The organism is Salinarchaeum sp. IM2453, from assembly GCF_019693215.1.
GTDB lineage: Archaea > Halobacteriota > Halobacteria > Halobacteriales > Salinarchaeaceae > IM2453.
Genome location: NZ_CP081183.1, coordinates 446,790 through 472,296, shown reverse-complemented (window position 1 = coordinate 472,296; position 25,507 = coordinate 446,790). Strand labels below are relative to the sequence as shown.

24 protein-coding genes and 2 tRNA genes are annotated in these 25,507 nt (G+C 49.5%); 16 read left to right on the top strand and 10 right to left on the bottom strand.

The genetic code is table 11. The features are described 5' to 3' along the window. Positions 1-188 precede the first annotated feature (188 nt). From K0C01_RS02325 to K0C01_RS02305, 5 genes are all read left to right on the top strand, one after another. The gene (locus K0C01_RS02325; RefSeq protein WP_221170463.1) at positions 189-1,166 is read left to right on the top strand and encodes a class I SAM-dependent methyltransferase; all 978 of its coding nucleotides are present in this window, start codon (positions 189-191) and stop codon (positions 1,164-1,166) included. Positions 1,167-1,743: 577 nt separating this feature from the next. Then, positions 1,744-1,817, top strand: a tRNA-Thr gene (locus tag K0C01_RS02320). Between the two features lie 913 nt (positions 1,818-2,730). After that, positions 2,731-4,416, top strand: coding sequence for a hypothetical protein (locus K0C01_RS02315; RefSeq protein ID WP_221170462.1), 1,686 nt, complete (start codon positions 2,731-2,733; stop codon positions 4,414-4,416). After that, positions 4,416-5,372 (top strand): hypothetical protein, encoded by a 957-nt coding sequence (locus tag K0C01_RS02310; protein ID WP_221170461.1) that lies wholly within the window; start codon positions 4,416-4,418, stop codon positions 5,370-5,372. Before K0C01_RS02315 ends, K0C01_RS02310 begins: the two co-directional genes overlap by 1 nt. After that, positions 5,369-6,196, top strand: a complete 828-nt coding sequence (locus K0C01_RS02305) for a bactofilin family protein (protein WP_221170460.1) — start codon at positions 5,369-5,371, stop codon at positions 6,194-6,196. Before K0C01_RS02310 ends, K0C01_RS02305 begins: the two co-directional genes overlap by 4 nt. Before the next feature lie 98 nt (positions 6,197-6,294). Here the strand turns inward: K0C01_RS02305 and K0C01_RS02300 are convergent, their stop codons facing one another. Both K0C01_RS02300 and K0C01_RS02295 read right to left on the bottom strand, forming a co-directional pair. Beyond that, positions 6,295-6,477: a hypothetical protein gene (locus tag K0C01_RS02300; RefSeq protein ID WP_221170459.1), complete on the bottom strand. Its 183-nt coding sequence runs from the start codon at positions 6,475-6,477 to the stop codon at positions 6,295-6,297. A 405-nt stretch (positions 6,478-6,882) separates the two neighbouring features. Next, positions 6,883-7,422 carry an NfeD family protein gene (locus K0C01_RS02295; RefSeq protein WP_221170458.1) on the bottom strand — a complete coding sequence of 180 codons (540 nt, stop codon included), beginning with the start codon at positions 7,420-7,422 and terminating at the stop codon, positions 6,883-6,885. A gap of 245 nt (positions 7,423-7,667) precedes the next feature. On the opposite strand from K0C01_RS02295, the gene K0C01_RS02290 reads away from it, so the two are divergent. From K0C01_RS02290 to K0C01_RS02275, 4 genes are all read left to right on the top strand, one after another. Beyond that, positions 7,668-9,518: an SLC13 family permease gene (locus tag K0C01_RS02290; RefSeq protein ID WP_221170457.1), complete on the top strand. Its 1,851-nt coding sequence runs from the start codon at positions 7,668-7,670 to the stop codon at positions 9,516-9,518. A gap of 108 nt (positions 9,519-9,626) precedes the next feature. Beyond that, complete coding sequence (locus K0C01_RS02285; protein WP_221170456.1) at positions 9,627-10,391, top strand: SLC13 family permease; 765 nt, start codon at positions 9,627-9,629, stop codon at positions 10,389-10,391. Continuing rightward, positions 10,348-11,169, top strand: coding sequence for an SLC13 family permease (locus K0C01_RS02280; RefSeq protein WP_221170455.1), 822 nt, complete (start codon positions 10,348-10,350; stop codon positions 11,167-11,169). The genes K0C01_RS02285 and K0C01_RS02280 overlap by 44 nt, the downstream gene beginning before the upstream one ends. Before the next feature lie 294 nt (positions 11,170-11,463). After that, positions 11,464-12,024 carry a proteasome assembly chaperone family protein gene (locus K0C01_RS02275; protein WP_221170454.1) on the top strand — a complete coding sequence of 187 codons (561 nt, stop codon included), beginning with the start codon at positions 11,464-11,466 and terminating at the stop codon, positions 12,022-12,024. Positions 12,025-12,037: 13 nt separating this feature from the next. Here the strand turns inward: K0C01_RS02275 and K0C01_RS02270 are convergent, their stop codons facing one another. The 5 genes from K0C01_RS02270 to K0C01_RS02250 form a co-directional block, all read right to left on the bottom strand. Next, entirely contained in the window at positions 12,038-13,468 is a 1,431-nt protein-coding gene (locus K0C01_RS02270; RefSeq protein ID WP_255568351.1) for an RNA-guided endonuclease InsQ/TnpB family protein, read from the bottom strand. Between the two features lie 299 nt (positions 13,469-13,767). After that, positions 13,768-13,932: a hypothetical protein gene (locus K0C01_RS02265; protein ID WP_221170452.1), complete on the bottom strand. Its 165-nt coding sequence runs from the start codon at positions 13,930-13,932 to the stop codon at positions 13,768-13,770. Between the two features lie 376 nt (positions 13,933-14,308). After that, positions 14,309-14,668, bottom strand: coding sequence for a DUF7312 domain-containing protein (locus K0C01_RS02260; RefSeq protein WP_221170451.1), 360 nt, complete (start codon positions 14,666-14,668; stop codon positions 14,309-14,311). A gap of 63 nt (positions 14,669-14,731) precedes the next feature. Continuing rightward, the gene (gene metG, locus K0C01_RS02255; protein WP_221170450.1) at positions 14,732-16,789 is read right to left on the bottom strand and encodes a methionine--tRNA ligase; all 2,058 of its coding nucleotides are present in this window, start codon (positions 16,787-16,789) and stop codon (positions 14,732-14,734) included. A 209-nt stretch (positions 16,790-16,998) separates the two neighbouring features. Beyond that, complete coding sequence (locus K0C01_RS02250) at positions 16,999-17,946, bottom strand: FlaD/FlaE family flagellar protein (protein WP_221170449.1); 948 nt, start codon at positions 17,944-17,946, stop codon at positions 16,999-17,001. A gap of 152 nt (positions 17,947-18,098) precedes the next feature. On the opposite strand from K0C01_RS02250, the gene K0C01_RS02245 reads away from it, so the two are divergent. Together K0C01_RS02245 and K0C01_RS02240 are read left to right on the top strand one after the other, a co-directional pair. Next, on the top strand, positions 18,099-18,524 hold the full coding sequence (locus K0C01_RS02245) for a TRAM domain-containing protein (RefSeq protein WP_221170448.1): 426 nt from the start codon (positions 18,099-18,101) through the stop codon (positions 18,522-18,524). Positions 18,525-18,625: 101 nt separating this feature from the next. Then, complete coding sequence (locus K0C01_RS02240) at positions 18,626-19,057, top strand: VanZ family protein (RefSeq protein ID WP_221170447.1); 432 nt, start codon at positions 18,626-18,628, stop codon at positions 19,055-19,057. A gap of 40 nt (positions 19,058-19,097) precedes the next feature. Here K0C01_RS02240 and K0C01_RS02235 read toward each other — a convergent pair. After that, positions 19,098-19,168 (bottom strand) — tRNA-Gly (locus K0C01_RS02235). Between the two features lie 100 nt (positions 19,169-19,268). On the opposite strand from K0C01_RS02235, the gene K0C01_RS02230 reads away from it, so the two are divergent. Further along, the gene (locus K0C01_RS02230; protein WP_221170446.1) at positions 19,269-20,177 is read left to right on the top strand and encodes an RsmB/NOP family class I SAM-dependent RNA methyltransferase; all 909 of its coding nucleotides are present in this window, start codon (positions 19,269-19,271) and stop codon (positions 20,175-20,177) included. Then, the gene (locus tag K0C01_RS02225; RefSeq protein ID WP_221170445.1) at positions 20,174-20,695 is read left to right on the top strand and encodes a DUF7122 family protein; all 522 of its coding nucleotides are present in this window, start codon (positions 20,174-20,176) and stop codon (positions 20,693-20,695) included. Before K0C01_RS02230 ends, K0C01_RS02225 begins: the two co-directional genes overlap by 4 nt. 31 nt (positions 20,696-20,726) lie before the next feature. Here K0C01_RS02225 and K0C01_RS02220 read toward each other — a convergent pair whose 3' ends face one another. Then, positions 20,727-21,188 carry a universal stress protein gene (locus K0C01_RS02220; RefSeq protein ID WP_221170444.1) on the bottom strand — a complete coding sequence of 154 codons (462 nt, stop codon included), beginning with the start codon at positions 21,186-21,188 and terminating at the stop codon, positions 20,727-20,729. A 168-nt stretch (positions 21,189-21,356) separates the two neighbouring features. Here K0C01_RS02220 and K0C01_RS02215 point away from each other — a divergent pair, with 168 nt between their 5' ends. Both K0C01_RS02215 and K0C01_RS02210 read left to right on the top strand, forming a co-directional pair. After that, entirely contained in the window at positions 21,357-21,797 is a 441-nt protein-coding gene (locus K0C01_RS02215) for a universal stress protein (RefSeq protein ID WP_221170443.1), read from the top strand. A 103-nt stretch (positions 21,798-21,900) separates the two neighbouring features. Next, positions 21,901-23,805, top strand: a complete 1,905-nt coding sequence (locus K0C01_RS02210; protein WP_221170442.1) for an SLC13 family permease — start codon at positions 21,901-21,903, stop codon at positions 23,803-23,805. An 11-nt stretch (positions 23,806-23,816) separates the two neighbouring features. Here K0C01_RS02210 and K0C01_RS02205 read toward each other — a convergent pair whose 3' ends face one another. Beyond that, positions 23,817-24,575, bottom strand: coding sequence for a hypothetical protein (locus K0C01_RS02205; protein WP_221170441.1), 759 nt, complete (start codon positions 24,573-24,575; stop codon positions 23,817-23,819). A gap of 167 nt (positions 24,576-24,742) precedes the next feature. Between K0C01_RS02205 and grpE the strand changes: the two genes are divergently transcribed. Continuing rightward, the gene (grpE, locus tag K0C01_RS02200) at positions 24,743-25,396 is read left to right on the top strand and encodes a nucleotide exchange factor GrpE (protein ID WP_221170440.1); all 654 of its coding nucleotides are present in this window, start codon (positions 24,743-24,745) and stop codon (positions 25,394-25,396) included. The last annotated feature ends 111 nt before the right edge of the window (positions 25,397-25,507 follow it).

The window sequence follows — 25,507 nt, the reverse complement described above, 5'->3', positions numbered from 1 at the left end:
TGTCTCATCGACATAGCCACTGCTCGCATCGTCTGCCCCAACCTCAATTACTGTTGTGGCCTTTCATCAGATACCATAGCGGACACCTTAGGGATTCATCCAGAAGCCGTCCCAATCGTGTATGCAAGGATAAACACAAATGCAATTATAGCTCCGCAGGATATACACACGTAGACAATCCACCGACTATGAAGGTACCTTGCGTTGTTGTCGATCGAACTGATGGCGAAGAAACCCGCCAGACGCTGGCTACGGCCGATGTGCTGGCTGATGACTGGCAAATCACCGTCGAAGATGGCACCCTGTATCTTCCAGTTACTGATCCAGATGCTGTGCCAGACGAATATACCATCCAGTATCACGAGGTTCCAGCCAGAGAACAGCCAACGATGCCAGCTGATCTTGTTGATTTTGACGTCTCGTATGAACGGATTGGCGACATCGTGATCATCGACGAGGATGACGCTGATCGTGCTCAGCAACTCGCCGATGCAATTGTTGAATCGGATCTACCCGTTACCACCGTACTCAACCGGGCATCAAAAATTAAAGGCGAACTCCGTGTCCGGGACTGGGAGGTCCTTGCTGGTAACAGCACCGAAACTGTCCACCGTGAATACGGCTTTGAATATGCACTTGATCTCGATAGTGTCTACTTTTCGCCGCGACTGGCCACCGAACGGCACCGCGTTACTGAACAGATCACAGCAGCTGAGCAAGTGCTTGATATGTTCGCCGGCGTTGGTCCATTTGTGATTCCAGCAGCAGCACAGGGAGCCACTACAGTCGGTGTTGACAAAAACGAGGTTGCAATACAGTACCTTAACGAAAACGCCGCTCGCAACAGTGTCTCTGATCATGTAACTGCTATTGCTGGTGATGTTCGGGCTGTCACTGACGAGTATACTGACTGGGCAGACCGACTAATGATGAATTTACCACACAGTGCTGATCAGTTCGTTGACACGGCTCTTGCGCTCGCTGGTGATGAGTGTCTGATCCATTATTATGATATCCAGCACGAGGATGATCCATTTGGTCCTGCAAAACAGCTCTTTCAGGAGCATGCTGAGGAGTACTCGGTCACAGTTGAGAACGAGCGCATTGTCCGTTCATATGCACCACACGAGCTGAATGTCGTGCTTGATATCAAGGTTTCCCGGTAGTAATCCGCGACTATCGACTCACTCTCATGATTATACGCGGAGCAGGCGCAATACCACGTCGTTCACGGCGTGGATACGCGCCGTCACTCTGGGTAACAGACCACGGTTCGAACGTCACCCCGAGTTTGCTACAGTGACGTTTAAGTGACAGGCTGCCCTACACCAATATAGGAATCGGTCGGAACGGAGCGGATTCCGAACCGTCCTTCGGGGGCGGCCTGTCCGCCCACGTAACGAGGCAGTATCCGAAATGGCAGTCGGTGAACGCATATCTTCGAAGGGTGTGTCCGTGCCGACTGCTCAAAGCGAGCATAACGATACTCCCAACTCTGCTGACGCCTGCCGGCGTTCCCGTGGCAAAAACAACACTGGGACGCCATACACGGTCGAAGATAGGGGTAACGGCGGTTTGGCACCGCCAGCAGTCCACCACACCGATGCTGTGGGACTACCCGTGCCCGAAAGGTGTGGTAGTCTATACTTGGACTGCAAACCTGAAACTCCCACCGCTCGGGATTCCTCCGCGTGAACGCGGAGGAGGATGTCAATTTGCGGATTCGGCAACAGTATGATGAGTGCCGGTGTAGCTCAGACTGGCAGAGCGAATCCTTCGTAAGGATTAGGTCGAGGGTTCAAATCCCTCCACCGGCTTGCCTAATTCCAGCGTTAAATCTTCTACAGAGAAAGCAGGCAGACCTCGGGGTCGTCGAAAACCCTCCGGTTTTCGTGATCACAAGAATCTCCGATTCTCGAACGACTTCCCCCTGAGGTACTTCACTTTTCTAAATAGAACTAATACTACTATTTCGCGTTTTGCAACGTTCTTTTTGCTTCAGTCTTAGCCCTGAAGGAAAAACACAAACGTTTCGCCTACTGCTGGATGAACTTCTAGACGTTTGTCCAGCGTTGTTTCAATTGCATTCAAGCTACAGTGTTAACTGCCTCGGGGCTTGACCCTGAGGCTTGTCAGTGGACTCCCGTTCTAACCGAGAAATGCTCGGTGGGGTCTGTCTGACCATTCACGTTCAACGTCCCTAACTTCGAGGGGCTGGTTGACGGACAGCCCGTAACTCACAACACATCTGGCTGCAAGTTACTAGTTTTGAATACGATGTTAAACTCTTTGAATATGTTGTATTCGGTTGCGTGTCGGCCTCTTCCACGGGGTCAAGTCGTTCGAGCATCTTCGATTCTCGTGATCACGGAAATCGGAGATTTCCGGACGACCCCGTGGCATCCGCCTCGATATTCTGTGAAGTACTTTGGAAGCAAGCTCCAAAGCTTTCAGTCTGGCTTCAATGTAAATCCATCTGCCTATCGTCCATCATGTCAACGAGACTCTGATTACACCTTGTGTGACGTGAGAGATCGCTTGATTTCCACCCTTCAAAAACGACTTGCCGGCCTTCTCAGTTAAGTTATAAAATTGTAATATATCATACCAATGGTTATCTTTAATATCGATGAGTTATGTTACTCGTACAAATGTTGGTAGCAATGACCACACAAGAGTATGAGGGGGGATCAAAAACACAGATTAAAGCCGAAAACCGGGGGGATACACATGCGAGTGGATGATGTTGTGTTTGATGGGTCATCACCAGTAGACGAAGACCGTGCCCTTTCAATAGCGGTTTTAGAAGCAGTGTCGGATCCAATATCGGAGTACCTTGACAAGCAAAAGAAGATTATCACCCGCGCTGTAGCCGCAGTTGGAATCGGCATCATCATTGGGGGAGGTATGCTGGTGACAGGCGTTGGGGGGACGGTTGCATTACTGATACTTGTTGGTGGCGTTGCCGCTGGCATGATCGGGTATGGATATGCATCCACCCAAGACCCTGATGTCACAATTAAAGGGATTGATAAAGCGCACTGGACGGTCTATGGCATCCCCGATAACAAAGGCATCGTGCTGTATGATGCAAACAAAACAATCGACGATACGACATTTGAAGTCGATCAGATAACCGACACTGAGGTAATTGACCGGGCAGCGGCGCAACTCGATTCGCCTGATGACTTCCCTGTTGTAATGCCATCTGATACGAATGTCGAACAGAACGTCACCGATACGCTGGAACAGGTTCAGTCCGAGATTAACGCTGCAGAACAGCACACACGCGAGATGCCAATCATGCAGACAGATGCTCCACAGTCAACGGGAATTTCAGAAATCACTGCGCTCGCCGATATTGAACAAAACTCATACAACTCACCTGTCGACATCGAACTCGATGAGGCCCGGTCCGATGTCGAATCCCTGTCAACACTGCAACGGATTAGCGCTACTGACGAAGATGACGCCAAGCTTAGACAGATATCACAGAAGAGTCAACAACTCGTCGATGACCTCTCAGGGATGCAACAGACAGCAATCGAGTTGTTGAATGATCATATCACGATGGCTGCAGATGCATTTGGAATTGTCAGTTACAACTTTTATTGCCCAAGTTGCTTAGAGGACGACATCGAGTCGGAAGTCACAATCTCTGACCCAGAAGCCGGTGAATGGTACTGTGAAACATGTCGCAGCTATCACGACATGGGTGATACCGTGCCACGCCACCGCCTCAAAGACGACGTAGTGACACCCGTCTGTGATCAACTATGGATCGAAAAAGACGATGAACGCCGGAGGATATACGAGAAGATTGAAGATCAAAAGCAAGAACTCCAAGAGCGAGAATTTGAAGAGCGCAGGGAAGAAATAAGATCAGCCACAGACCGTATCAAGGACCTGCGCTCGCGAATTCGAGATCTCAAGACACAGGCAAAGGCAGCCCGAGGTACTGTTGAACAGATAAGCTCACTAATGGTACGATATGAGCGGCTCGGAAAAGAGCGAAAAGAAGAATTCCGGCGCGATGTTCAAGATAGCTTTGCAGAGATTGACAAAAAGACACAAGAAGTGTTGGAACAGACACAACATAAACAGCAAAAACGACTTGAAGAAGCCGAGCAGGCTGCAAAAGAGAAGGCTGAACTCATGCGGTTGGAGCAACGACAGCGAGACGCGGAGATACTCGCCGCGCAACAACAGTTAGAGGCCGAGGCTACACAGGCGGTACTAGCACAAAACGCACAACAACACGAAGCTGAGATGTCGATGGAGAAACGGCAACATCGTGAAAACTGGATGTTAAAGACACGAGGACGAGTGTCTGCCTCAGGGCTCATTAACCGAACAAAAATGAAGAAAGACAGGCTGATCGGTGTTTCGGCACGAACTGATGGAGGTGGTCGGTAATGTCTGGGAATGAGGATCTCCAAGAGTATCAAAAACAGATTCTGCAAACTCTTAGTAACATTCTAGAAGCGATTGAATCACTCCACGGGACTGTAAAAAAGATCCCTGAGGTAATCGAGAAGGGAACTGAAGCTATTCAAAACGCGATCGACGATAACACGCAAGCCCAAGCCGAGCTCAAGTTGATGGAGCACATGATGGAGGTCCAGTCTGTCGAGCCACAAATTGAAGCTGAACGAGAGCAGCTATCATCGGAAAAAACAGAATTAGAAGAAACGCTTGAACAGATCGAGAACCGGTATCAACGCAAACACGACGAACTTGACGAGAAGGCACAACAACGAGTTCGAAATCTTGGCTCACATATCTTTGAAATCAACGAACAGGAGTTTGAGGACGGCATCGAAGATCCATTTACTCAACAGGTAACCGACACATGGGATCTCCTGCAATCCCATAACGAAACTGTTCGGAAAGAACGAAACGAACAACTCCGTGAGACAGCCCAATCGGTTGCTGAAGATATCAACAACTATGTCAAACGAAAAGAAGACATTCTAAACAAAATTGACAAGCACCGCTTTGATCCTGATTCTTCTCCGATTGATGTTGATACGCCAGAACCGCTACAACTCTGCTATTATGTCGTCGAATACGAAATCGATGGTGTCACAGAGCGGACAACAGTTGTCCCATCAAAACTATCCGCAGAAGACACAAATGAGTGGTATTCTGTGTCGCTGTCTCCCGTTGAAGGGATCGATGAGGATATTGGCGATACTCATGACCCCGAACATTACACACCTGAGACGGTTCTCAGAAAGACAACAATAGAAGAAACGGCATCCAAACATGGAGACGAATCCCTTCTTGGTCTATCATACGAATCTGCTGTAACAGAAGCCGTTCCTGAGGGAGGAGATATTCCAGTCCGAACCGCCAGGGGTGAGGAATGATGGCGGATATCGAACCCACCAGAGCAATCGTAAACGATGGCGAGACTTACGATGGGAAGATCATTCCAACAACACAAGCCGAAATTGATCGTCCGGTCCGTGTCTATGACGGGGCAACAGTACACGGTAGTATCTACGGCGAGACTGTCGAAATATCTGATGAGGCCACCGTTGAAGGATCGGTCATGGCGTCTGAAGCTGTTGAACTGACTAATGGACGGGTCACCGGAGAGGTTGGCTCGCCAGGTCGTGTTCACGCCAAATCTACCCGTGTTGCAGGCACAGTTACCGGCAAGCGTGTGCGGCTCACCAACTGTATCATTCGTGGGAATGTTGTCGGAATGAATGTGATCCTCGAAAACTCCGTCGTCCTTGGGATTGTGACCGCAGACCGAGAGCTGACGGTTGAGGATACGGTTTGCTATACCGTTCGAAGCGAAGGAGATACTATCTTAGACGACACAACAACGATTCTTCCACAAATTGCTGTCGGTGGAACACTGGATCTTAAGACGCCTGTTACTGTTGCTGGTCTCGGTGATCTCAACGTAGAGGAAGCGAAGACAGAGGCCGATACTGCAGACGAACCGCGTCTCCCAGTAATGACAAACAACGATCGATACGAACAGAACGGAACGACGTATCTGTCATTGTCGCCTCGAATTCTAAACTTAGAGCGCGTAACCGAACGGCTTGATCAACTTGAAGACGCGGTTATGCAAACAGTAGCTGATACCAGTGATGATGAAGGTGCAACAATGGGTATCGAAGACGTTTTCTCCCATCTTGAGGCTGACATTGATCCTCCCAAGCCAGTCGAATAACCAATTATTGCTTTACTGATTTTATCATGAGAATTCAAATAGGTAGCGAGGCGGATTCCCCGTCCCACCGTGGACAGGGTTGAAGCCGACGCCCAACCCTAACCCTCATCAGCCAATGGTACTTTGTTGAAGATATGGCGTCGGACGAGTATCATCGTCGAACGCTCATCACTCGCCTCACCCTTCGTAGTGACGAGGATGAGCAACTGCTTTTTCACACAATCGGGGAGTGGCTCGACGGCTGCAACATCGCCAGCACTCTTGCGTGGAACGAGTGTCATACCAAGTCCGACGTGAGACACCTCACGAAACAAGAACTCAAGCAGGAAACCGAGTTAGGCGATCAGCACGCTACGCTTGCCTGCCACGAAGCCAACCGGCACGCTGGACAGTTCGAGTGTCGGTCGTGTGGGAAGTCGAATCATGGGGATTATAACGCCGCGAAGAACATAGCGGAGTTGTATCTCCGGCGGGGCCATCAGCCGTCCGGTCGGAGGAGCGTCAGTCAATACGCCCTGAAGTCAGGAGCAAGGACGCCGAGGTAGCCAGATACACTGGCTCACCCTGTTTTGGGGTTCGAGGTCGAGTTCACTGACAAGCCCCGCGCACGATGGCGCGGGGCAGTTGACAGAGAAACTTTGTGCATATAACGTCAGAAGGATGCCAATCTATAGAGCAGTACTCTGTCAATTTGTTTCATACTCAGATTCTTCTTCCTGCTCTAGAGCCCGATCAATTTCATCTCGTTCAATTGCACCAAGTGACTCTACTGTCAACACGTTTCCGCCCCCCGGGTCCACAACAAACACTCGCTCTCCTTCTGGAATCTCACCATCGATTGCCCGGGCCTGATAGACTGGACTGAAGCCGCCTTCATCAAGCTTTACGCGACCATCCGTTTCGGTCACCCGCTCAGTTACTCGCCCGGTCTTACCCCGTAAAGATGCAGAATCAGACGTTGCCCCGGAATCACCTCCATCGTAGAATTCGAATTCACGATACACGTACAAGGCAACACTTCCGAATATAATCGTCAGGGCAGCAAGCAATGCCACCAATGCACCGCCAGTGAGTAATCCCGCCGACCCAACGAGTAACCCAACAAGCCCGGCAGCAAGCACAGCTACTCCGACAACGATAAAATTCGCTCCCGGCGCAAGCGCTTCAAGCACCATCAGCACGATGCCCGCCAAGACAAGTATCAGCGGGAGATTCTCCAACACCATTATTGTCCTATTATGGCTCCGTACGATTAATCTTATATATTATTTGATTGATATCTAAGCCATCGCCCGTCATTTTACTACTTGATTTGTCTGTCGCCAGTGATACACTCCCCAGCCAAGCACTCCAACGACCAATCTAACTGTTGTATTCACGTGATCCTTTAATACTGTCTTGTTCATATCTGCTAATAAGCGGCTTATGTTACCAAGAAACACTCAAATAGATTCATCAATTTGACATAGATATGGTATTTTCCGACCTTTCGATGGATATTCTGGTTGTTTTTGCACTGATTGCTATTGCGCTGATTCTCTTTGTGTCGGAAGTTATTCCAAACGATACCACTGCCATCGGTATCATTGTTGCTCTTGTTATCCTTGAGCCATGGACACAGGTTACCCCTCGAGACGCGATCTCCGGTTTCGCTAATCCAGCGACAATAACTATTCTTGCCATGTACATGCTGAGTGCTGGTATCCAAAAGACCGGGCTTGTACAGCGGCTTGGCATTTACCTTGCCGAATTTAGCCGCGGCAATGATCGGCGGGCCCTCGCTGCAACCGTCGGCACCACCGGACCTATTGCTGGGTTTATTAACAACACGCCTGTTGTTGCAGTGTTTATTCCGATGATCACGGATCTTGCAAAGCAAATCGGGATGTCTCCGTCAAAACTGCTTATGCCACTCTCGTATGCTGCTATTCTGGGTGGCACATTGACACTCATTGGAACCAGTACGAATCTTTTGGCAAGTGAGTTTATTGTTGCTCTTGACCAGTTTGACCGAGGTCCGTTAGGAATGTTTGAGTTTACAATTCTCGGTGTAGTCACTCTTGCTGTTGGACTCGTATACCTTGTCACAGTCGGCTGGCGATTGACTCCAGCCCGTATTCCTGTTGACGCTGAACTGGTTGATGAATTTAGCTTGGAGAATTATTTAACTCGATACAGGGTCCGTGAAGAGTCGCCGGTTATTGATATGACGATTGCTGAGCTGGATGACGCACTACCTGACCCTGTGACGATTCTTCAGGTCCGAAAAGGGAGAGACATTTTCGGCCCCTCCGATGCCGAGCAAATAATCGAACGTGGAGATATTCTCATTGTACATGGTCCACCAGCTGCGGTGACCGAACTTGAGGAAACCCAATCTCTTCGCCAACTGAGCCATCGCCGTATTACCGATGACCTCTTTACGAGTCCCACGTCGAGTAAAACGCTGGTCAAAGGCATCGTTCCAGAGGGTTCTTCGCTGGCTGGATCGGAGCTACGTGACGCTCGATTACAGGAATTTCACCGAACAACTGTTCTGGCTGTCCGTCGGGGTGGCCGCCTTATTCAGACTAATCTCCGAGATGTTGAGATTCAATCCGGCGACTTGCTATTACTTCAGAGTACTGAGGGAGATATTCAGTACTTGACTGAGTCCGAGAAACTGATTATCATCGGGGATGACGCCATTTATCAGGCGATTAAGCAACAACAACAGCAGATAACCCAATTATCAGCAAAAACCCCGATTTCAGTAATGATTCTGGCCGGTGTTGTCCTTGTCGCAGCACTGGACTTTCTTCCAATTGCTGTCGCTGCACTTGGTGGTGTATTCTTGATGGTGGTCACTGGTTGTCTGTCACCCTCTGAAGCGTACAACGCTGTTTCATGGAATATTATCTTCTTACTTGCTGGTGTGATCCCACTCGGGATCGCCATGGAACAAACCGGTGGAGCTGCATTCCTTGCTGAGCTTATCATCACAACAGCTGATGTTCTTCCGCTGTTTGGCGTTGCATTGTTGTTTTATTTCGTTACTGGATTACTTGCCAGTGCAATCACACCCGTTGCAACGATTGTGTTGATGATCCCAGTTGCAGTTGATGCAGCTGTCCAGCTTGGTGCAAATGAACTGGCCTTTTTGCTGGTGATCATGTTTGCATCAGCAATGTCGTTTATGACGCCAATTGGCTATCAAACAAACTTGATGGTTTACAGTCCCGGCGGATATCAGTTCACAGACTTCCTCCGTGTTGGCGGGCCGCTACAGATTCTTCTTGCACTTGTTGCAACGGCCGGGATTGCTGTTATCTGGGGTCTGTAACCGGTATTATCGCACCTCGATTGATCATACACTGCACTCGGTGATCACATATTGAACTGACAGTACTTGTTTAGTGTTTACAAGAATAGTATTTCATTACTGAGTTCTATGTCAGTGAACCGTTCTCAGTTAGGAATCTCGGTCACGCGAAAGTCGGTTGGACTTGTTGCTGGCCCTGTGTTTTTCGCTGCTATCTATCTTGGTGAACCATTTGGACTCGATCCAGCGGCGACCGCAGCACTTGCAAGTACCACATGGGTTGTTATTTGGTGGGTTTCAGAAGCGATTCCAATCCCTGTCACCTCACTGCTTCCGGTTGTTCTCTTTCCGGCGACCGGTGTCATGTCGATTGGAACTACAACAGCACCGTATGCCGATCCGATTGTCTTCTTGTTGCTTGGAGGCTTCTTGCTTGCCCTTGCCATTGAGCGCTGGAATCTCCACCATCGCTTGTCCTTACTTGTTATTTCTGCGGTTGGAACCAGTGGTCGGGCACTTGTGTTTGGTTTTATGATTGCAACAGCATTCCTCTCAATGTGGATCTCAAATACTGCAACAGCGATGATGATGGTGCCAATTGGTGCCGCTGTTATCGTTGAACTTACTGCTGTTGGTGGCCGTCGCATCCCACCGCTCGACCGCGAAGACATCAAAGAGCCAAATGATCCTCTTGATGTTGAAGGGGAACTATTGCAGTCAATCAAAGAAGATCCTACTGAACTTCCGAATACTGCCTTTGGTCTTGCACTTATGCTTGCCATCGCTTACGGCGCTTCGATTGGTGGATCAGCAACACTCATTGGCAGTCCTCCAAACGCTGTGCTGGCAGGTGTCGCTGAATCCAAACCTCGGTGTCGATATCGGATTTCTTGAGTGGATGCTCGTTGGCGTTCCACTTGCTGCTGTTTTCCTTATCATCACATGGGGCATTCTTATCATCGTTCTGCAACCAACAATCGATCGGCAACCAGGACGCAGTGATGTTGTTGCTAAGCAACTTGAGGCACTTGGCCCAATGACGACTGGCGAACGACGTGTCCTTACTGTATTTGCTCTTGTTGCTGCTGGATGGATTCTTCGCCCATTTGTCATTGAACCATTCTTACCGGTTACTGATGCTATGATTGCGATTGCTGGTGGTATTCTTGTGTTTCTCGTCCCTGTCAACGGTAAACAGATGCTTGACTGGGAATACACTAGCCGGGTTCCGTGGGGTGTCCTACTGTTGCTTGGGGCAGGATTTTCCATTGCTCGTGGATTTCAGGAAAGTGGTTTAGATAGTATCATTGCTGATGCTATCGCTTCACTTGGTATAACCGAGCTCTCTGTCATGGTCCTAATTGTGACAACAACGGTTATTCTGCTGACAAATGTAACCTCTAATACAGCAACTGCGTCTCTTTTCATGCCAATCACGCTTAGTATCGGCCTTGCTCTTGGGATAACTCCACTTACGTTGATGGCGACGGCTGCTTTTGCGGCATCGTTTGCGTTTATGCTCCCAGTTGCAACCGCACCAAATGCAATTGTCTTCGCGAGTGGATACCTGACCATTCCTCAAATGGTCAAAATCGGACTCATTTTGACGCTCCCAGCGATTCTCGTTATCTCGATATTTGCGGTCTGGTGGATTCCGCTTGTCTGGGCTTGATCCCTTCGTCTGCATTCAGTGCTCGGTATCGGCATTCACTCTGTTCATGATCTGAAATTACCGGCGCAGTGAATACCATGTTCTACAGACAAGACAGACAGCGTGCCTCGGGGGCATCCGAAAACCGAAGACGTTCGTAACCACGGGAATCGGAAATTCTTGACCGATTTGTCCCGATATAGTTGACAGGCAAACTAGCCTGAGGCCATCCTCGTCCTATTACTATAGCATTATCTAATGAATGAGGGTTGACATGTAATAACATATTTGTTAGCTGGTAGCATATTGTGACCTATGACGGTGGAATTCACTACCAATGTCGACACTGCAGAACCTCCGGCTTCAACGCTCCTTGCAGCCTTTCCCGGCCCGGGGATGGCAGCTGTCTCGGCTCATCAGTACATTATTGAGCGACTAGGACTACAGGAGACCGGCCATGTTCAGGTTGAGGGCATCCCTGCGGTGACTCCCTACGAGGATGGCCGCCCACATCATCACACCCGACTGTTTTCGAAGCCCGGCTTTGATTACACGATTTTGCTCAGTGAATTGCCGATTCCGATTCAGTTCTCTGAGCCGTTTGGTCGTGATATTATCAACTGGATTGATACAGAGGGTGTCAAAGAAGTGGCGCTTCTCACGGCGATTCCATCTCTTAACTCCTCTGAGAAACTGGCATATGTTGCTTCAGAAGATTACCATCGAGCCCGGCTTCAGGATTCTGATAGTTCAATGATTCCACTTTCGGGTGGATTTTTGACTGGTGTTAATGCTAGCCTTATCTCTCGATCGATGAACACATCACTGCGGGTTGGTGTTCTGGCAACTGGCGCAAACCGTTCTAATTTTCAGTAGTATTTGGGAGTATTCAACCACATTCGGTAGTACTGGCGAGGGCGTACTGTGTGATACTCCCGCTGCCCCACTGCTGGGCCGTGTTACTACCGTGATTTTGCTGCAGTCCACCCATAACTGCCTCCCGCCGTTTCGCAGTGAGTGACGACGAACAGTGCTGAGACAGGTGGGTCTGACGACCGCTCGCCTGATCCTGTTTGTCGGTCGCGGACTGAACACCAGCAGAACGGGCACCCTCCGAAGGCGATGGAAAACTGGCGTGATTCCCCGCCGAGATATACTCAACAGGGTTCGCCTCCTCCATCTGACACTCGGAGAAGTACTTTCGCCCGACGTTCACCGCACCCACCACATCCCGATCACACTCATACCCACACGTCGGACAGTGGAAATGTCCACCGTAACGACACTCCGTATGATCATTCGGTGCGTTTACCGTCCGACCACGCTCACCACACCGGGGGCAGAACCGACTCGTCCCCCACGGATTCACCGTCGTAAACTCAATCCCAAGCAGACCAGCCTTGTACTCGACGTAATCCAACAATTCCCCTCGTGCCCACGACGAAATCGACCACGCGACTGCCTCACTTGTATCGCCTGCGTCGAACTGGCCGAGGGACTCGAACACAATCGTTTCACAGTCGTTCTCGACAGCGAACCACACCAACTGGTTGGCCACGTTGTGTTGGATTTGCTCGCGCAACCGCCGTTCCTTCCGGCGTGTCTGGCGATACTCACTGAGCAAGTGGTCGAACCGTTCGGTGTGTGCGTTGCCCTGTCGCCGGAGTTCTGCAAGGCGGTCGTTAATCCCTTCGGCGTCAGCTTTCACCCGGAACAGTTTGTCTTTCGCTGGATGGTCGATGAACTGTGGCGGCGCAACTTGCTCGTGCGTCCCGTCCCCGCTGTCAAGCACAGTCGTAGTCGCCTGTTTTTTGACGCCGAGATCAACTGCCAACACCCTCCCGTCTTCCGTTTCAGAGGTTTGCTCGGGAATCTCAACGGGTACGTCGATGGTGTAGCCGTGTTCGGAGGCGTGAAGTGTTGGGGCTTTCACGTCTCCCGCGTCGAGCATCTCGTTAAATCGGGAATGGGTCGGAAAGCGGAGTTCGTGTTTCGTCCAGTCGTGGTAACTGTCCGGCGAGAGGGAGTCCGGCGTGTTCAACACGAAGCAGAGTTCTCCGTTTTTGACCGTCAGTTCGTGGATGTTGTAGTCGCCTTTGTCCGGTGCATACGGTAGTGTGCCGTTCGGTTTCGGCGTCTCGACCAGTTCAGTGTATGTTTCGGGGAAGCGTCCGTGTCGGTCGTAGTAGGTGTTGAGTTGGTCGACGACCGACTCCAGTACGCGCCATTCGATGTATGGTGAGTCTTCGTCGAACAGCCGTTGGCGGAGTCTGTGCCAGCCGATGCGTCGGATCTTGCGCTCGGCAACCGTGTCGGTCACGAACTGGAAGGCCTGATACTCGTCGGTATGGGCGTCGAGGATGTGGGTGACGCGGTGGTAGACGCAGCGTTTGAATCGGCTGTAGACGTATTCTTCGACGTCTTCGAAGGCGTCGTGGTTGTCGTCGCGGATGTAGGTGTAGGACTGGCCGGTGTGGTCACTGATGGCGTTGAGGTGGTCGTCAGTCCAGTATTCGTCAGCGAGCAATCGCTGGGTATGTGTCTGGACGAGTGTCGTTACTCGATTACAGGCGTTGTGGTATTCGTCCGGGATGTGAAATTGCTCGGTGAGCGGCATTGTTATTCGTTGTCAGTGTACTGCTTCTTTTTCCATTCGGGGAATGGGGTTCCGTTTTTCAGTAGACCTTCCCACGTGAGGCCCATCTCGTCTTTGTATTCTTTGAGGAATTCGAAATCTTCTTGGGGGAGTTCGATGTTTACGTTGGTCGTTTCGCGTTCGGTCATTACTTATCAATACATTAGCCTTGTATAAGCACTTCACGGTGAGAGTATGCTTCTGAAAACTGCTGCTTATTGCCGAATACTACTGGATTCAGTAACAGTTACGTCACCCATGGCAGCCGCTCGATGGCGAAGCAACACTTCGGCTTGTTGAGGGCGTTGCTGATCTGTACGATTTCTCGATTGATACCAGTGATCTTCGGACATTCGCTAACCGGACACGGCAACACTATGAGCAACTTGCTGCCCAAGTTGAAGCGCATCAACAAGAACAAACCCGGGTGGCTCCTGAGGACTACGGATACATGTGATGGTGTCTCGTCACCAGCGCAAAATCCAATGTCCAGCAGTTGGCTAACAATCCACTTCTTTGATATCACTACAGAATGAAGACATTTGCTGCCTGATAGACAACTCCGAGGGTAAGCAATACGCCAAGAAGTACAAAGATGACGTGCTCAAGCTTTGGATCACCCGGTTCAATGTCCGGACGCGGGAACTCTGGCTCTTCGTCGGTTTTGTCACTGTCTTCTGCTGTCTCTACAGCATCTCCAACCTGCAGTGGTTCTTCTGCTGTATCATTTGTCTCTGATTGGTTCTGTTCAGACTGTACCGGTGCCTGTCGGTGTTCAGACTGCGTTGCTGGATCATCCGGTGGATTGACAATTGATTCAAGCGACTGCTCTGACTCGTCATCGTGGGCCGACTGCTCGTCGGTGCCCTCCGGATTGTCTGTCATATCTAAAACTAGTGTATAGCCTCCTATAAGTCGTTTCCAAAACTACTGGAAAAACAACGTGCGTTACTGAATCTTTTCGCCTGGCTCTGCGTCTTCGTACGTGGTCAACAGATCTGCCTGCTCACCGGCTGCAAGGAGCATCCCGTTTGACTCGACGCCAAATAGCTCTGCTTTTTCGAGGTTTGCCACGACGATGATCTTTGTTCCGGGCAACTCATCAACATCGTGCAGTTGTCGTAATCCAGCGACAATCTGTCGTGTTTCAGTACCGATGTCGACCTCCAGCCGAAGCAGTTCATCAGCACCTTCGATTGGTTCTGCGGTTTCGATTCGTCCAACACGGATATCCAGCTCTTTGAAATCGTCAAAGCTTATCCGTTCCTCAGCGATTGGTTCAATATCGTCTGCCATTGTTTGTTCTTCGTCGTCTCCTGTCGATGTATCTTCTGATTCGTTCTCATCATCCGTAGCGGTCGCAACCCGTTCTTGTAGCTTTGCATCTAACTCTTCGACCCGCTCGTCTTCGATGCCAGCAAAGAGCTCGACCGGTTCATTGAACGTTTCTGGTGGTGCTTCAAGTGCTGCATCGAGTCCAACGTCTCTGACTGATCCAGATTCTCCAAGCTGTTGCCACAAGGTCTGTGCCTTCTGTGGAAGTGTTGGTGCTGCAAGCACGGCGACGGCCTTTGCAATCTGCACACAGTCACGAATGACCGTTGCTGCCTGATCTGGTTCTGAATCAACGAGGTTCCACGGCTCGTTTCGCTGGATGTACTCATTTCCATAGCCTGCAAGTTCAACCGCAACCTGTCCGATCTGCCGGATATCATATTCATCAACTGCCGTTTCAAAGTCTTCACAGGCTGTTTCAATGCGATTGCTGACCTCATCACTTACCGCTGTGTCAGGCGTGCCCTCGTAGTTCCGATGTGCAAACAGCATTGCCCGATAGAGGAAGTTCCCGAGCGTATCGACCAACTCACCGTTGACACGGTTCTGGAATTTTTCCCAAGAGAAGTCAACATCTTGTTGTAGCCCACCGTTTGTTGTCAAATAGTATCGAAGCAGATCTGTGTGCAGTTCTTCATCGAGATACTCCTGTGCCCAGATTGCTCGATTCCGGCTTGTCGAAAGTCCCTTGCCGTTGATTGTAATAAATCCGGTTGCACAGATTGCTTTTGGGAGATTGTAATCAGCGACATGCAACATTGATGGCCAGAAAATCGTGTGGTGCTGGATAATGTCTCGCCCAATCACATGGATAATGTCGCCATCTCCTTTCCAGACATCACGCCAGTCGTACTCGTCTTCTCCGACTTTCTCGGTATACTGCTTTGTCGCAGAAATGTATTCAATCGGGGCATCCACCCAGACGTATAGGACAAGATCAGTGTCTTCTTCTGGATAGTCAATCCCCCAGTCCATATCACGCGTGATACACCAGTCCTGTAGCCCTTCCTCGATCCACTGTCGAGGTTGATTCTGCGCATTATCGGTTCCTTCCAGCTGATCGAGGAACGATGTCAAGACATCACTCAGCTCAGAGACTTCGAAGAACTTGTGGGTTCGGTCCCGGTACTCAGCAGGATTGCCAGTAATCGTTGATACTGGATCTTCAATCTCTCCTGGCTCAAGATGTCGACCACAGCCTTCGTCACATTCATCACCGCGGGCTGTGGCACCGCAGTATGGACAGGTCCCTTCAACAAACCGGTCTGGAAGCGGCTGCTCCTCGATTGGATCAAATGCTACTTTGATCTCTTTCTCGTAGACGTATCCTTCATCGTCCAGTATTTTGACGATTTCCTGCGTTGTGCTGGTATTTACATCATCATGGGTATGCCCATAATGGCTAAAATCAACGTCGAACTTCGGGAATGTCTCCTTATACTGCTCGTGATAATTCAATGCAAATTCCTTGGGAGACATGCCTTCTTGTGCTGCATTCACCGCAATTGGTGTGCCATGCATGTCTGACCCACAGACATACGCTGTTTTCTCACCCGTCTTTTCGAGCGCTCGGTGCAGGACATCCGCACTAACATATCCGCGGAGATGCCCAATATGCAAATCTCCGTTAGCGTATGGAAGTCCGCACGTGACGACTGTCGGAGAACTCATGTATTGTGTTTTCACCCAGACAGCCCTTTAGCTTTCTCTTTTGTGCCACCGTCTCTCACTCGGTGAGAACTGCCTGTGTATTTTGCTATTGTTTACAACGGCTTGAGGTAAATACCACGGAAATTGTCCCGGGGTATTCGAGATCATACAACAACAAACGAAAAAGAAAATATAAACAGGGGTCCACGACCGCCGGATGCAACTGTCTGTTACTGTATAATTCGTCCGCCAGCTAACTGTGCAATATATTCTAAACTTCGAGCGTGATGGTCCATCGTGAGCTCTTCTGTTCCTGTCCGCTCGTCAAACATCTCCAAATACTCGCGTAGTTCATCTTCTGCATCTTCACCAATCCAGCCGATTGATCGATAATACGCGAGTGCCTGTGCTGTTCGCTCCCGGCCTCCAGTCTCGATCAAGTATCCCATCCAGTCAATAATACGCTCTTCTGCATGCAAATCAGCTGGTAATTGCTTAAGATATGGGCGTCCAGCAAACTCAATATCGTTCTGCTGTTGTGCTCGTTGCCGTGTTTCTGCGATTGACTCGTAGCTTTTCTCTGGTGTTGTCGATTTTGACGGTTCCCGTGTCGTCGTTGTAGATGTCGATTGTGTCTGTGGGGGCTGCGATGAGCGTGATGTGTCCGATGTCGTCTGATCTTGTTTTGTTTGCTTCGAACGCTCTAGTTGACTCTGGGATGTCGATTGTTGGCGCTGGTTTGACTGTGGCGCTGCGTTTGTTGATTGTTGCTGGGTTGGCTGCGATGATCCTGATTCCTGTTGTATTGGATCTGACTGCCGAGATGGCTGTATACTGCCCGTCGGCGTGCTGGACTGTGTTGCCGATTTTGTTGTGTCCGATGACTGCTCTGACTGCGTCTGCTCTGTCTTCGTTGGCTGTGTTTCCCGCGTTTGTTCTTGTGATTTACTCTGTGATGATGTTCCTGTTGGTGATGGTGTGTCCTGTGTACTAGAAGCAGATGGTGCTGTATTCGACGATGGCGTTGGTGGATCCGCAGTTGATTCTACTGTTTCTGTCGCTTCTGTCGTGCCGGAGTTCTCTTCACCATCATCTTCAAATCCACCTTCCTCTTCGTATTGTTGTTTTAACTCCTCGAATCGAGACATGGCATCATCTGAACTGTCATCGGACCCCATAGATATTCTCTAGTTACTTACACCAGTTCTGTGGCCTTGAAATTCACGTTCATACAGCTTTTCGCGGTAACCTGTCTGTACCATTTTTCACGCCTCAGTTCTGGTATGCGCCAAGGGAATAAGTTACATTGGTTGAGCACAACATTGTGTATATGGTTGATATACCGGATTCATTGCGTAGTTTATTTACTGCCTCTGTCGAGGAACATGATGAAGATGATAGATATGTCATTGAAATCCCAAAAAGCGAAATTGAACACGAGACCGTCGAACCTGCTGAAACGTACAAAGTAGCCTTACTTTCACGCACGACGACTGATGCATCGACACCTGAGTACGCAACATCCGCTCCTGAAGGCGAGGAACAACACCAGACGCCACCAGTAGAGGAAGGCGAAACCCGGACCGTTACAATCGAATCGCTTGGTGACAAAGGGGATGGTATCGCCAAAGTCGAGCGAGGGTACGTCCTCATCGTTCCTGGTGCTCGCCCAGGTGATGAAGTCACTGTTAAAGTTGAAGAAGTCCGTGAAAATGTCGCGTTTGCTGAACTCGTTGACGATCCGGCCGTCGAATAACGAACAGGCCGTTTCTCTGTTGGTCTCGTGTTCTCATCCCTTTCGATGGTAACACATACGGGCGTTGTTTCTCTTTTTTACTCTTATAGGAATTCACAGACATGTCTCGCATCACGTTGCCTATTCCATTGTTGCCTGCTTCCATTCGCTGGGCTGCTGTCTTTGTCGTTGCTGGACTCATCTTCTATGCATCACTTGTTACTGTCCCTGAGACCGTTGTTGATGAGACTCATCCGGGTATCATTCCGCTAAGCTCTTGGCGACATTTTGTCGCGTATTTTGTCCTTGCCTGCACAGTAGCATATGCAATTGAGCCGTGGGAGATTCCACGCTGGCACAAAGCAATCAGCGTGGTTGTTGTGGCCTCAGTATACGGTGCCGGCCTCGAAGCTGGCCAGATGTTTGTTCCTCATCGAACTGACTTCCTAATTGAGGATGTGATCACAAATACTCTTGGAGCAACTGGAGTGTTGCTCTGGTATGGTCTTCATCCTCGTTTTCAGGTTCAATCATATGATGAGTTCATTGAATAGTAGCTATCGCTCAGAGTCGGTGAATATATAGGAAAATAAGTGCGCGGGCCGGGATTTGAACCCGGGTTGCGACCGTGGCAGGGTCACGTGATACCACTACACTACCCGCGCCCTTCATCGATATATACCAGTTGATAGTTGTATAAGCGTTGCGAATCGAACTTCCGACAAGCCGAAACCAACAAACGGTCCGGTCCGCTAACTCTGGGCAATGGAGGCACTCGAACGGTATCGATCGATTATCGACGACTTTGATGCGTTTATGGAGGCCTGCAACCGGCCACTTCCTGCTGTAATCAGAACAAACACAATCAAAGCGACACCACAGCAGGTACAAACTGTCTTGGATCAACAGGAGATTACATACGAACAGGTTGCTTGGAACAACAGACTGTTCCGACTTTCCGACGTTAGTGCTGGATCAGTCCTCCCATCTTTTCTTGGCTGGACACACGGACAAGAAGAAGTCTCAGCAATTCCAGCACAGGTTCTTGATCCTGACCCGGAAACGGTTGTCTTTGACAGCTGTGCTGCTCCAGGAAGCAAGACAACACAACTGGCAGCACTGATGGACGACCGTGGCCGAGTCGTTGCTAATGATAACAATCTTGGTCGACTCTCGGCACTTCGTTTTAATTCCGAGCGACTTGGTGTTACCAATCTCGCTGTAACACACTCTGATGCACGGAACTTCTCGTTAAAGCCGTTTGACTTTGAGCAGTTTGATAGTGCTCTTGTCGATGTCCCTTGCTCATGTGAGGGAACTATTCGGAAGAACCCTGACGCGATTGATGATTGGAGTCTTGATCAGGTAACCGGAATTGCTGGTGTGCAAAAAGGCGTGTTACGCCGTGCTGTACAGGCAACCCGTCCCGGTGGTCGCGTTGTTTACTCAACATGTACCTTCGCTCCAGAGGAAAACGAAGCTGTTCTTGATCATGTTCTTGCCAACGAGCCATGTCGGATTGTCGAGCAAGAACTTCCAATTAACCATACACACGGGATTACAGAATGGGAAGATCAAGAGTATGATCCGGCTGTCCAACAGGCCGCCCGGATTTACCCACATCATAATGATACTGGTGGCTTTTTCTGTGCCACACTGGAGGTGACAGCATGACTGAGCACGACGGACAACGCTTTGATCGACTTCCAGCGACAGATGCTGACCGTACTGATCCAGACCGTCCTACTCGTGAAGAAGTACTGGAGTGGTGGGAAGATCGATTTGACATTGATCAATCCGTATTCGCTGACTTCTCGTTCTGGGAGCGTGGTCGTGGTAAGATCTGGATTACACGCGGTGACGCGCCAGATCCAATCGCAATTGAAGGCCTCGGAATGACGTTCCTTCGGACCCGTTCTGAGTATTGGAAGCCAACGACAGATGCAGTACAGCGATTCGGTCATCTAGCATCCAAGAATGTTATCACACTTTCTGCAGGCGAGGCTGCAGCGTTTATTTCCGGCTATGATCAGAACTTGGACTGGGATGGTGACTGGGGATATCTTATTGCAGCCATTGAAATTGATGATGAGCGTGTCCTATTGGGCGTTGGCTTATATGTTCATGGTGAACTACAGTCGATGATCTCAAAGGGCCGTCGCCGTGATTTCGATCTGAGTAAGCTAAAATAACAAACGCCAAACCGGTTGACTATTGCAATTGCTATTCTTCGTCTTCTGCAACCGGATGCCGAACAATATGCACATCGTAGCGTGGATCTTCTGAAACAGGCGATCCAACGCTTGTGATTGGGGTTGCAACCTGTCCAGCGTTTTCACTACCGATGAATAAAATCGATGGGTCAATATCGCTGGCAACATCACGAATGGTCCGAATTACGTTGGTTGTCATTGATGCTCGTTCGTCCCGATCCGCTGGATGCTCACAACGGAATGTGATATCTGTTGCAATGGCCTTGGCTTGTTCTTCGAGTCGTGTACAGACGAGATCCGTATCAAACTCTTCGTTAACATCAAGCCAGCCATGGCCACGGGCATATTGTGCATCTTTTGGCACCACCGACAGAACGATCACTTCCTCCCCAAGTAGGTCGGAAAACTCATCTGCCCGCTGCAATGCTGCTTCTGCAAGTTCAGTACCGTCAAATGGAACAAGTAATGTCATGCTTATCTCCAGTTCCCGCTACGTTTGATAGCGTACATCCGGATAGTTCCTATCCGTTTCGATAAAACTTCTGTCTGCCGGTAGATATCCATGTGTTGCAGTACCACAAATATTACACATATTGAGGCCGTTAGCAACTGTTATTCGTTTCCTCTGATTACGAACTGTATGTACAATATTTTGGTTCCGATTGATACCAATGAGAGCCGAGCGTCGCTGCAGGTTGATGCTATCCTCGATCTTCCAGTTGATCCTGATGACATCGAGGTCACACTCTTACACGTCTTTGAGTCAGAAGTCCCTGACACCATCTGGATTGCAGGCGGCTATTCCGATGAAATTGAAGAAGAGTTAGATGATCCACCGCTTCCATCAGCAGTCGAACATGCACATAAAAAACTCGCCGACGCTGGAATCTCCTCTTCTGTTGAAGGCAGATCCGGTGACCCTGCAGAAGAAATTCTCAGCGTTGCTGAGGAAATTGACTGTGATAGCATCTTCATGGGTGCTCGCCGACAGTCTCCAATCGGGAAGGTAATCTTTGGCAACGTGGCCCAAGCTGTATTGCTGGATAGTACTTATCCTGTGATGGTAATCTCTGAAGAATAACATTATCGTCTCCGAATATTTGGAATATATTTCTTATGCTATATTTCGCTGACAAAAGAACTTCGGATGAATTTATAAGTTTTTCTTCCGTCAGTATTAGCAGATGCATCCACGTACCTACTATACGACGCTGAAAGAACATATCTCCGCGTTTTGGGCGTATCTATGGTACTTACATGCCCAAACGAAGGCGTACCTTCGATTTGATGCGCCGGCGATCCTCGATGATCTGTCGATTGTCTCAAAAGAGGAGCGCAAAGTCGCTGAGCGGGTCTTTGCTGACGGTGGTCGTGATAAAGACCCAGCGGAGATTGCATCGAATATGGACAACAATTCGGCTGGATCCCCTGGCGGCTCCCCCGATGGGTCTGGTGGTTCTTCCAGTGGTGATGACGATGAGGACGAGAAACGGGCAGAAGTACAGGACGATGAGACCTCATCATTTGATGTTGGTGGCGAATATGATACGCGACAGAAAGTTGGATTTGTGCTCGGACCAGCGTTGTTCCTGTTGATTTTTCTGTTCCCGTCTCCCGAGGGCCTGGCATATGAAGCACAGACAACGGCGGCCATCACTGCGTGGGTTGCAGCATGGTGGATGTCTGAAGCGATCCCGATCCCAGCAACGAGTATTCTTCCGATCGTTCTGTTCCCAGTAACAGGGGCGTTACCTGTTGCTGAAACGACGCCCTCGTATGCTCATCCACTGATCTTCCTCTTTATGGGTGGGTTCTTCTTGGCAATGGCAATGCAACGCTGGGGGTTACACCGCCGTATTGCCCTACGAATCATCAAGGCTGTTGGAACCACTCCTTCACGACTTATTCTGGGTTTCATGCTCGCAACAGCATTCCTCTCAATGTGGATCTCAAATACGGCGACGGTAATGATGATGGTTCCAATCGCACTCGCAGTTATTTATCAAACCGCTGATCTGGTCAAACAAACTGATATGTCGATTCCAACAGGAACGGGTGAGTTCCGCTTTGGTGTCGCGCTTATGCTCTGTATTGCATATGGCGCGTCCGTTGGCGGTGTTGCAACACTAATCGGCACCCCACCAAATATTATCTTCGCTGGTCAAGCAGGCGAACTCTTTGGTGAAACAATCTCTTTCTATGAATGGATGCTCTATGGGGTCCCAATTGCTGCAGTTGGCATTGTAATGGTGTATGTATATGTTTCCCGACTTGCTATGAAGCCACAGTTTGAATCCCTCCCTGTCGGAATTGATACGATTGACCGACAACTCAAAGAACTCGGAGACATGTCCAGACAGGAACTGATGGTGCTTATTGTGTTTGCCGGGATGGCAGTTTCTTGGATCGGTGTCAGTCTAATCGATGAAGCAAGCTTTGTGCTTCTCGGCATCGACTTTGATGCAATCCCAATCCCTGATGATGCAGACACAATTGTTGCAATCGGTGGTGCGATGGTGTTGTTCACCATTCCAACCAAAACCAGTGATGGCGGCCATACGTTCCTATTAAACTGGACACATGCTGTAAAGATTCCATGGGGTGTTATCCTCCTGTTCGGCGGTGGTCTTGCCATCGCGAACGCGTTCGGTGAGACCGGTCTTGCAGTCTGGATTGGCGACCAGCTCTCAGTGCTTGAAGGCACTGGAATGCTTATCATTATCTTGGTTGTCGTTACGATGACTGTCTTCCTGACCGAAGTCACGTCGAATACTGCAACAACAGCCATGCTGATGCCAATCCTTGCTGGCGTCGCAATCGGAATTAGCGTTCACCCGTACGGATTGATGATTGGCGCTGCAACTGCTGCCTCATTCGCGTTTATGCTCCCGGTTGCTACGCCTCCAAATGCGATTGTCTTCGGTAGTGGTTATATTACTATTCCACAAATGGCAAAAGTTGGAATTGGACTCAATATCCTCGGGATCATCCTCGTGTTAGCTATTGTCCTCACGTGGCTTCCTGTCGCTTGGGGGATTGAACTGGCCGAATTACCGGCCACGTTCGAAGAAGCGTTTGGGAACGACTGATCTTTCCCTTACTACCGATTTTCCTTTGCTCGACGACGGAGCAATAGGATTCCGAGCAGCGTTGCAATTGCAGCGGCACCAAGTGTGAAGCCAGGAATTCCATCGTCATCATCAGCTGTCAAGGTCAGATCAACGCTGTCATCTGGTGTTTGGACCGTGTACGTATATTCATCGGCTTCATCCGGAGCATCTGCAGTTAACGTTACAGTTTCTTCACCGTCTGCGTCAACTGACAGTTCTTCGCTTGCAACCGTTTCATCTCCGAGTATCAGTTCAACATCCTTCGTGCCGTCATACGATTGTGCGTTTTCAATTGTAGCTGTTGCCTCAATTTCATCTTCGACAGTAACTTCGTCATCTTCAAATTCTGCATCTGCAATCGTAAAGTCCGACAACATCGTCTCTACGGTTCCTTCATCCATCTGTGACTGCTCTTCAAGATCTTCAAGATCGTATGTTTCAGTCTGGTCAGCGTCATACCATCCGGCATAATCCTCCGCCATTGCACCTGGCTCTCCATCTAGGTGCATGTACATCTGTACATCACTTCCCATCTGTAGAAACACGCTAGTCATTGGCGTGTCTGTACCGATGAACTCCCGTTCTAGGTCTTCCATCCCATCAAAGTCACCTGCTGCTTCGATCTCAACTTCCCCTTCACCGACAATCAGATCTGTTGTTGCATAGTTGACATCGAACTCATCGAATGGATCATCTCCACTTGCTCCGAATAGTTGATCTTGAATTGCATTAACTGCATCACCAATCAATGACCATTTGTTGAAATATGCAAATTATTGTCCCACAGTCTTGTATCAATGTTATCCGGATGTGAGTCTCCCACAGCTCGAACAGACCGATATCACCAAGCTAATTGTCCTGTTCTGTGTCTGTATTTCTGAATTCTTTTAGGCGCAGAAAGCATACTGACGATAACATGAGCGACGATCAGGAAGTGGTTGATTTAGACTCTGAGCCAACAATTGATATTGACATTCTTGCTGATGCAGTCGAAGAACATGATGACGAGTTAGCAGCTGACCTTCGGACATATACTGATAAGCAAGATGCACAGATTCAGAATCTCCAGGATACCGTCGAAGACCAAGCCGAAGAAATTGTGTCGCTTGAAGAGGAGGTTGACGAGCTCCAATCAAAGCTCAAACGTAAACAGGCAGACTTCCAGAACTACAAGAAGCGTCAACAGCGCGAACAAGAGCGGATTCAAACACGGGTTACCAAAGAGCTTATTGACCGATTCCTGTCGGTTCGTGACGACCTAGAACGGGCTATTGAAGCCGATCATGACGATATCGATGATATTCGTGAAGGTATCCGTATGACACTTCAGTCATTTGATCGCGTGCTTGATGCTGAGGATGTCACTGAGATTAATCCGGATGCTGGCGAGGACACTGATCCTCACCGCCATGAGGTCATGATGCGTGTTGATGCTGATCAGCCAGCCGGAACTGTCGTTGACGTGTACCAACCCGGCTACCAACTCAGCGAAGATGATATTATTCGACCTGCACAGGTTACTGTCAGTACTGGCGAACCCGATGATTCAAGCGACGAAAGCGGCGAATAACACCGCGCGTCAACAACCTGTTTTTGCCTCCCGTACTGCCATCAATTCATGTGGGATATTCTCTTGATACCATTGGATAGGAGCGTTTTTACGGAAGAATGACTAACGTAT

What these genes read in the sequence shown, in the direction of transcription:
- K0C01_RS02325 (WP_221170463.1), top strand. Translation starts at nt 189, where the DNA reads ATGAAGGTACCTTGCGTTGTTGTCGATCGAACTGATGGCGAAGAAACC.
- K0C01_RS02315 (WP_221170462.1), top strand. Translation starts at nt 2,731, where the DNA reads ATGCGAGTGGATGATGTTGTGTTTGATGGGTCATCACCAGTAGACGAA.
- K0C01_RS02310 (WP_221170461.1), top strand. Translation starts at nt 4,416, where the DNA reads ATGTCTGGGAATGAGGATCTCCAAGAGTATCAAAAACAGATTCTGCAA.
- K0C01_RS02305 (WP_221170460.1), top strand. Translation starts at nt 5,369, where the DNA reads ATGATGGCGGATATCGAACCCACCAGAGCAATCGTAAACGATGGCGAG.
- K0C01_RS02300 (WP_221170459.1), bottom strand. Translation starts at nt 6,477, where the DNA reads ATGACACTCGTTCCACGCAAGAGTGCTGGCGATGTTGCAGCCGTCGAG.
- K0C01_RS02295 (WP_221170458.1), bottom strand. Translation starts at nt 7,422, where the DNA reads ATGGTGTTGGAGAATCTCCCGCTGATACTTGTCTTGGCGGGCATCGTG.
- K0C01_RS02290 (WP_221170457.1), top strand. Translation starts at nt 7,668, where the DNA reads ATGGTATTTTCCGACCTTTCGATGGATATTCTGGTTGTTTTTGCACTG.
- K0C01_RS02285 (WP_221170456.1), top strand. Translation starts at nt 9,627, where the DNA reads ATGTCAGTGAACCGTTCTCAGTTAGGAATCTCGGTCACGCGAAAGTCG.
- K0C01_RS02275 (WP_221170454.1), top strand. Translation starts at nt 11,464, where the DNA reads ATGACGGTGGAATTCACTACCAATGTCGACACTGCAGAACCTCCGGCT.
- K0C01_RS02265 (WP_221170452.1), bottom strand. Translation starts at nt 13,932, where the DNA reads ATGACCGAACGCGAAACGACCAACGTAAACATCGAACTCCCCCAAGAA.
- K0C01_RS02260 (WP_221170451.1), bottom strand. Translation starts at nt 14,668, where the DNA reads ATGACAGACAATCCGGAGGGCACCGACGAGCAGTCGGCCCACGATGAC.
- metG (WP_221170450.1), bottom strand. Translation starts at nt 16,789, where the DNA reads ATGAGTTCTCCGACAGTCGTCACGTGCGGACTTCCATACGCTAACGGA.
- K0C01_RS02250 (WP_221170449.1), bottom strand. Translation starts at nt 17,946, where the DNA reads ATGGGGTCCGATGACAGTTCAGATGATGCCATGTCTCGATTCGAGGAG.
- K0C01_RS02245 (WP_221170448.1), top strand. Translation starts at nt 18,099, where the DNA reads ATGGTTGATATACCGGATTCATTGCGTAGTTTATTTACTGCCTCTGTC.
- K0C01_RS02240 (WP_221170447.1), top strand. Translation starts at nt 18,626, where the DNA reads ATGTCTCGCATCACGTTGCCTATTCCATTGTTGCCTGCTTCCATTCGC.
- K0C01_RS02230 (WP_221170446.1), top strand. Translation starts at nt 19,269, where the DNA reads ATGGAGGCACTCGAACGGTATCGATCGATTATCGACGACTTTGATGCG.
- K0C01_RS02225 (WP_221170445.1), top strand. Translation starts at nt 20,174, where the DNA reads ATGACTGAGCACGACGGACAACGCTTTGATCGACTTCCAGCGACAGAT.
- K0C01_RS02220 (WP_221170444.1), bottom strand. Translation starts at nt 21,188, where the DNA reads ATGACATTACTTGTTCCATTTGACGGTACTGAACTTGCAGAAGCAGCA.
- K0C01_RS02215 (WP_221170443.1), top strand. Translation starts at nt 21,357, where the DNA reads ATGTACAATATTTTGGTTCCGATTGATACCAATGAGAGCCGAGCGTCG.
- K0C01_RS02210 (WP_221170442.1), top strand. Translation starts at nt 21,901, where the DNA reads ATGCATCCACGTACCTACTATACGACGCTGAAAGAACATATCTCCGCG.
- grpE (WP_221170440.1), top strand. Translation starts at nt 24,743, where the DNA reads ATGAGCGACGATCAGGAAGTGGTTGATTTAGACTCTGAGCCAACAATT.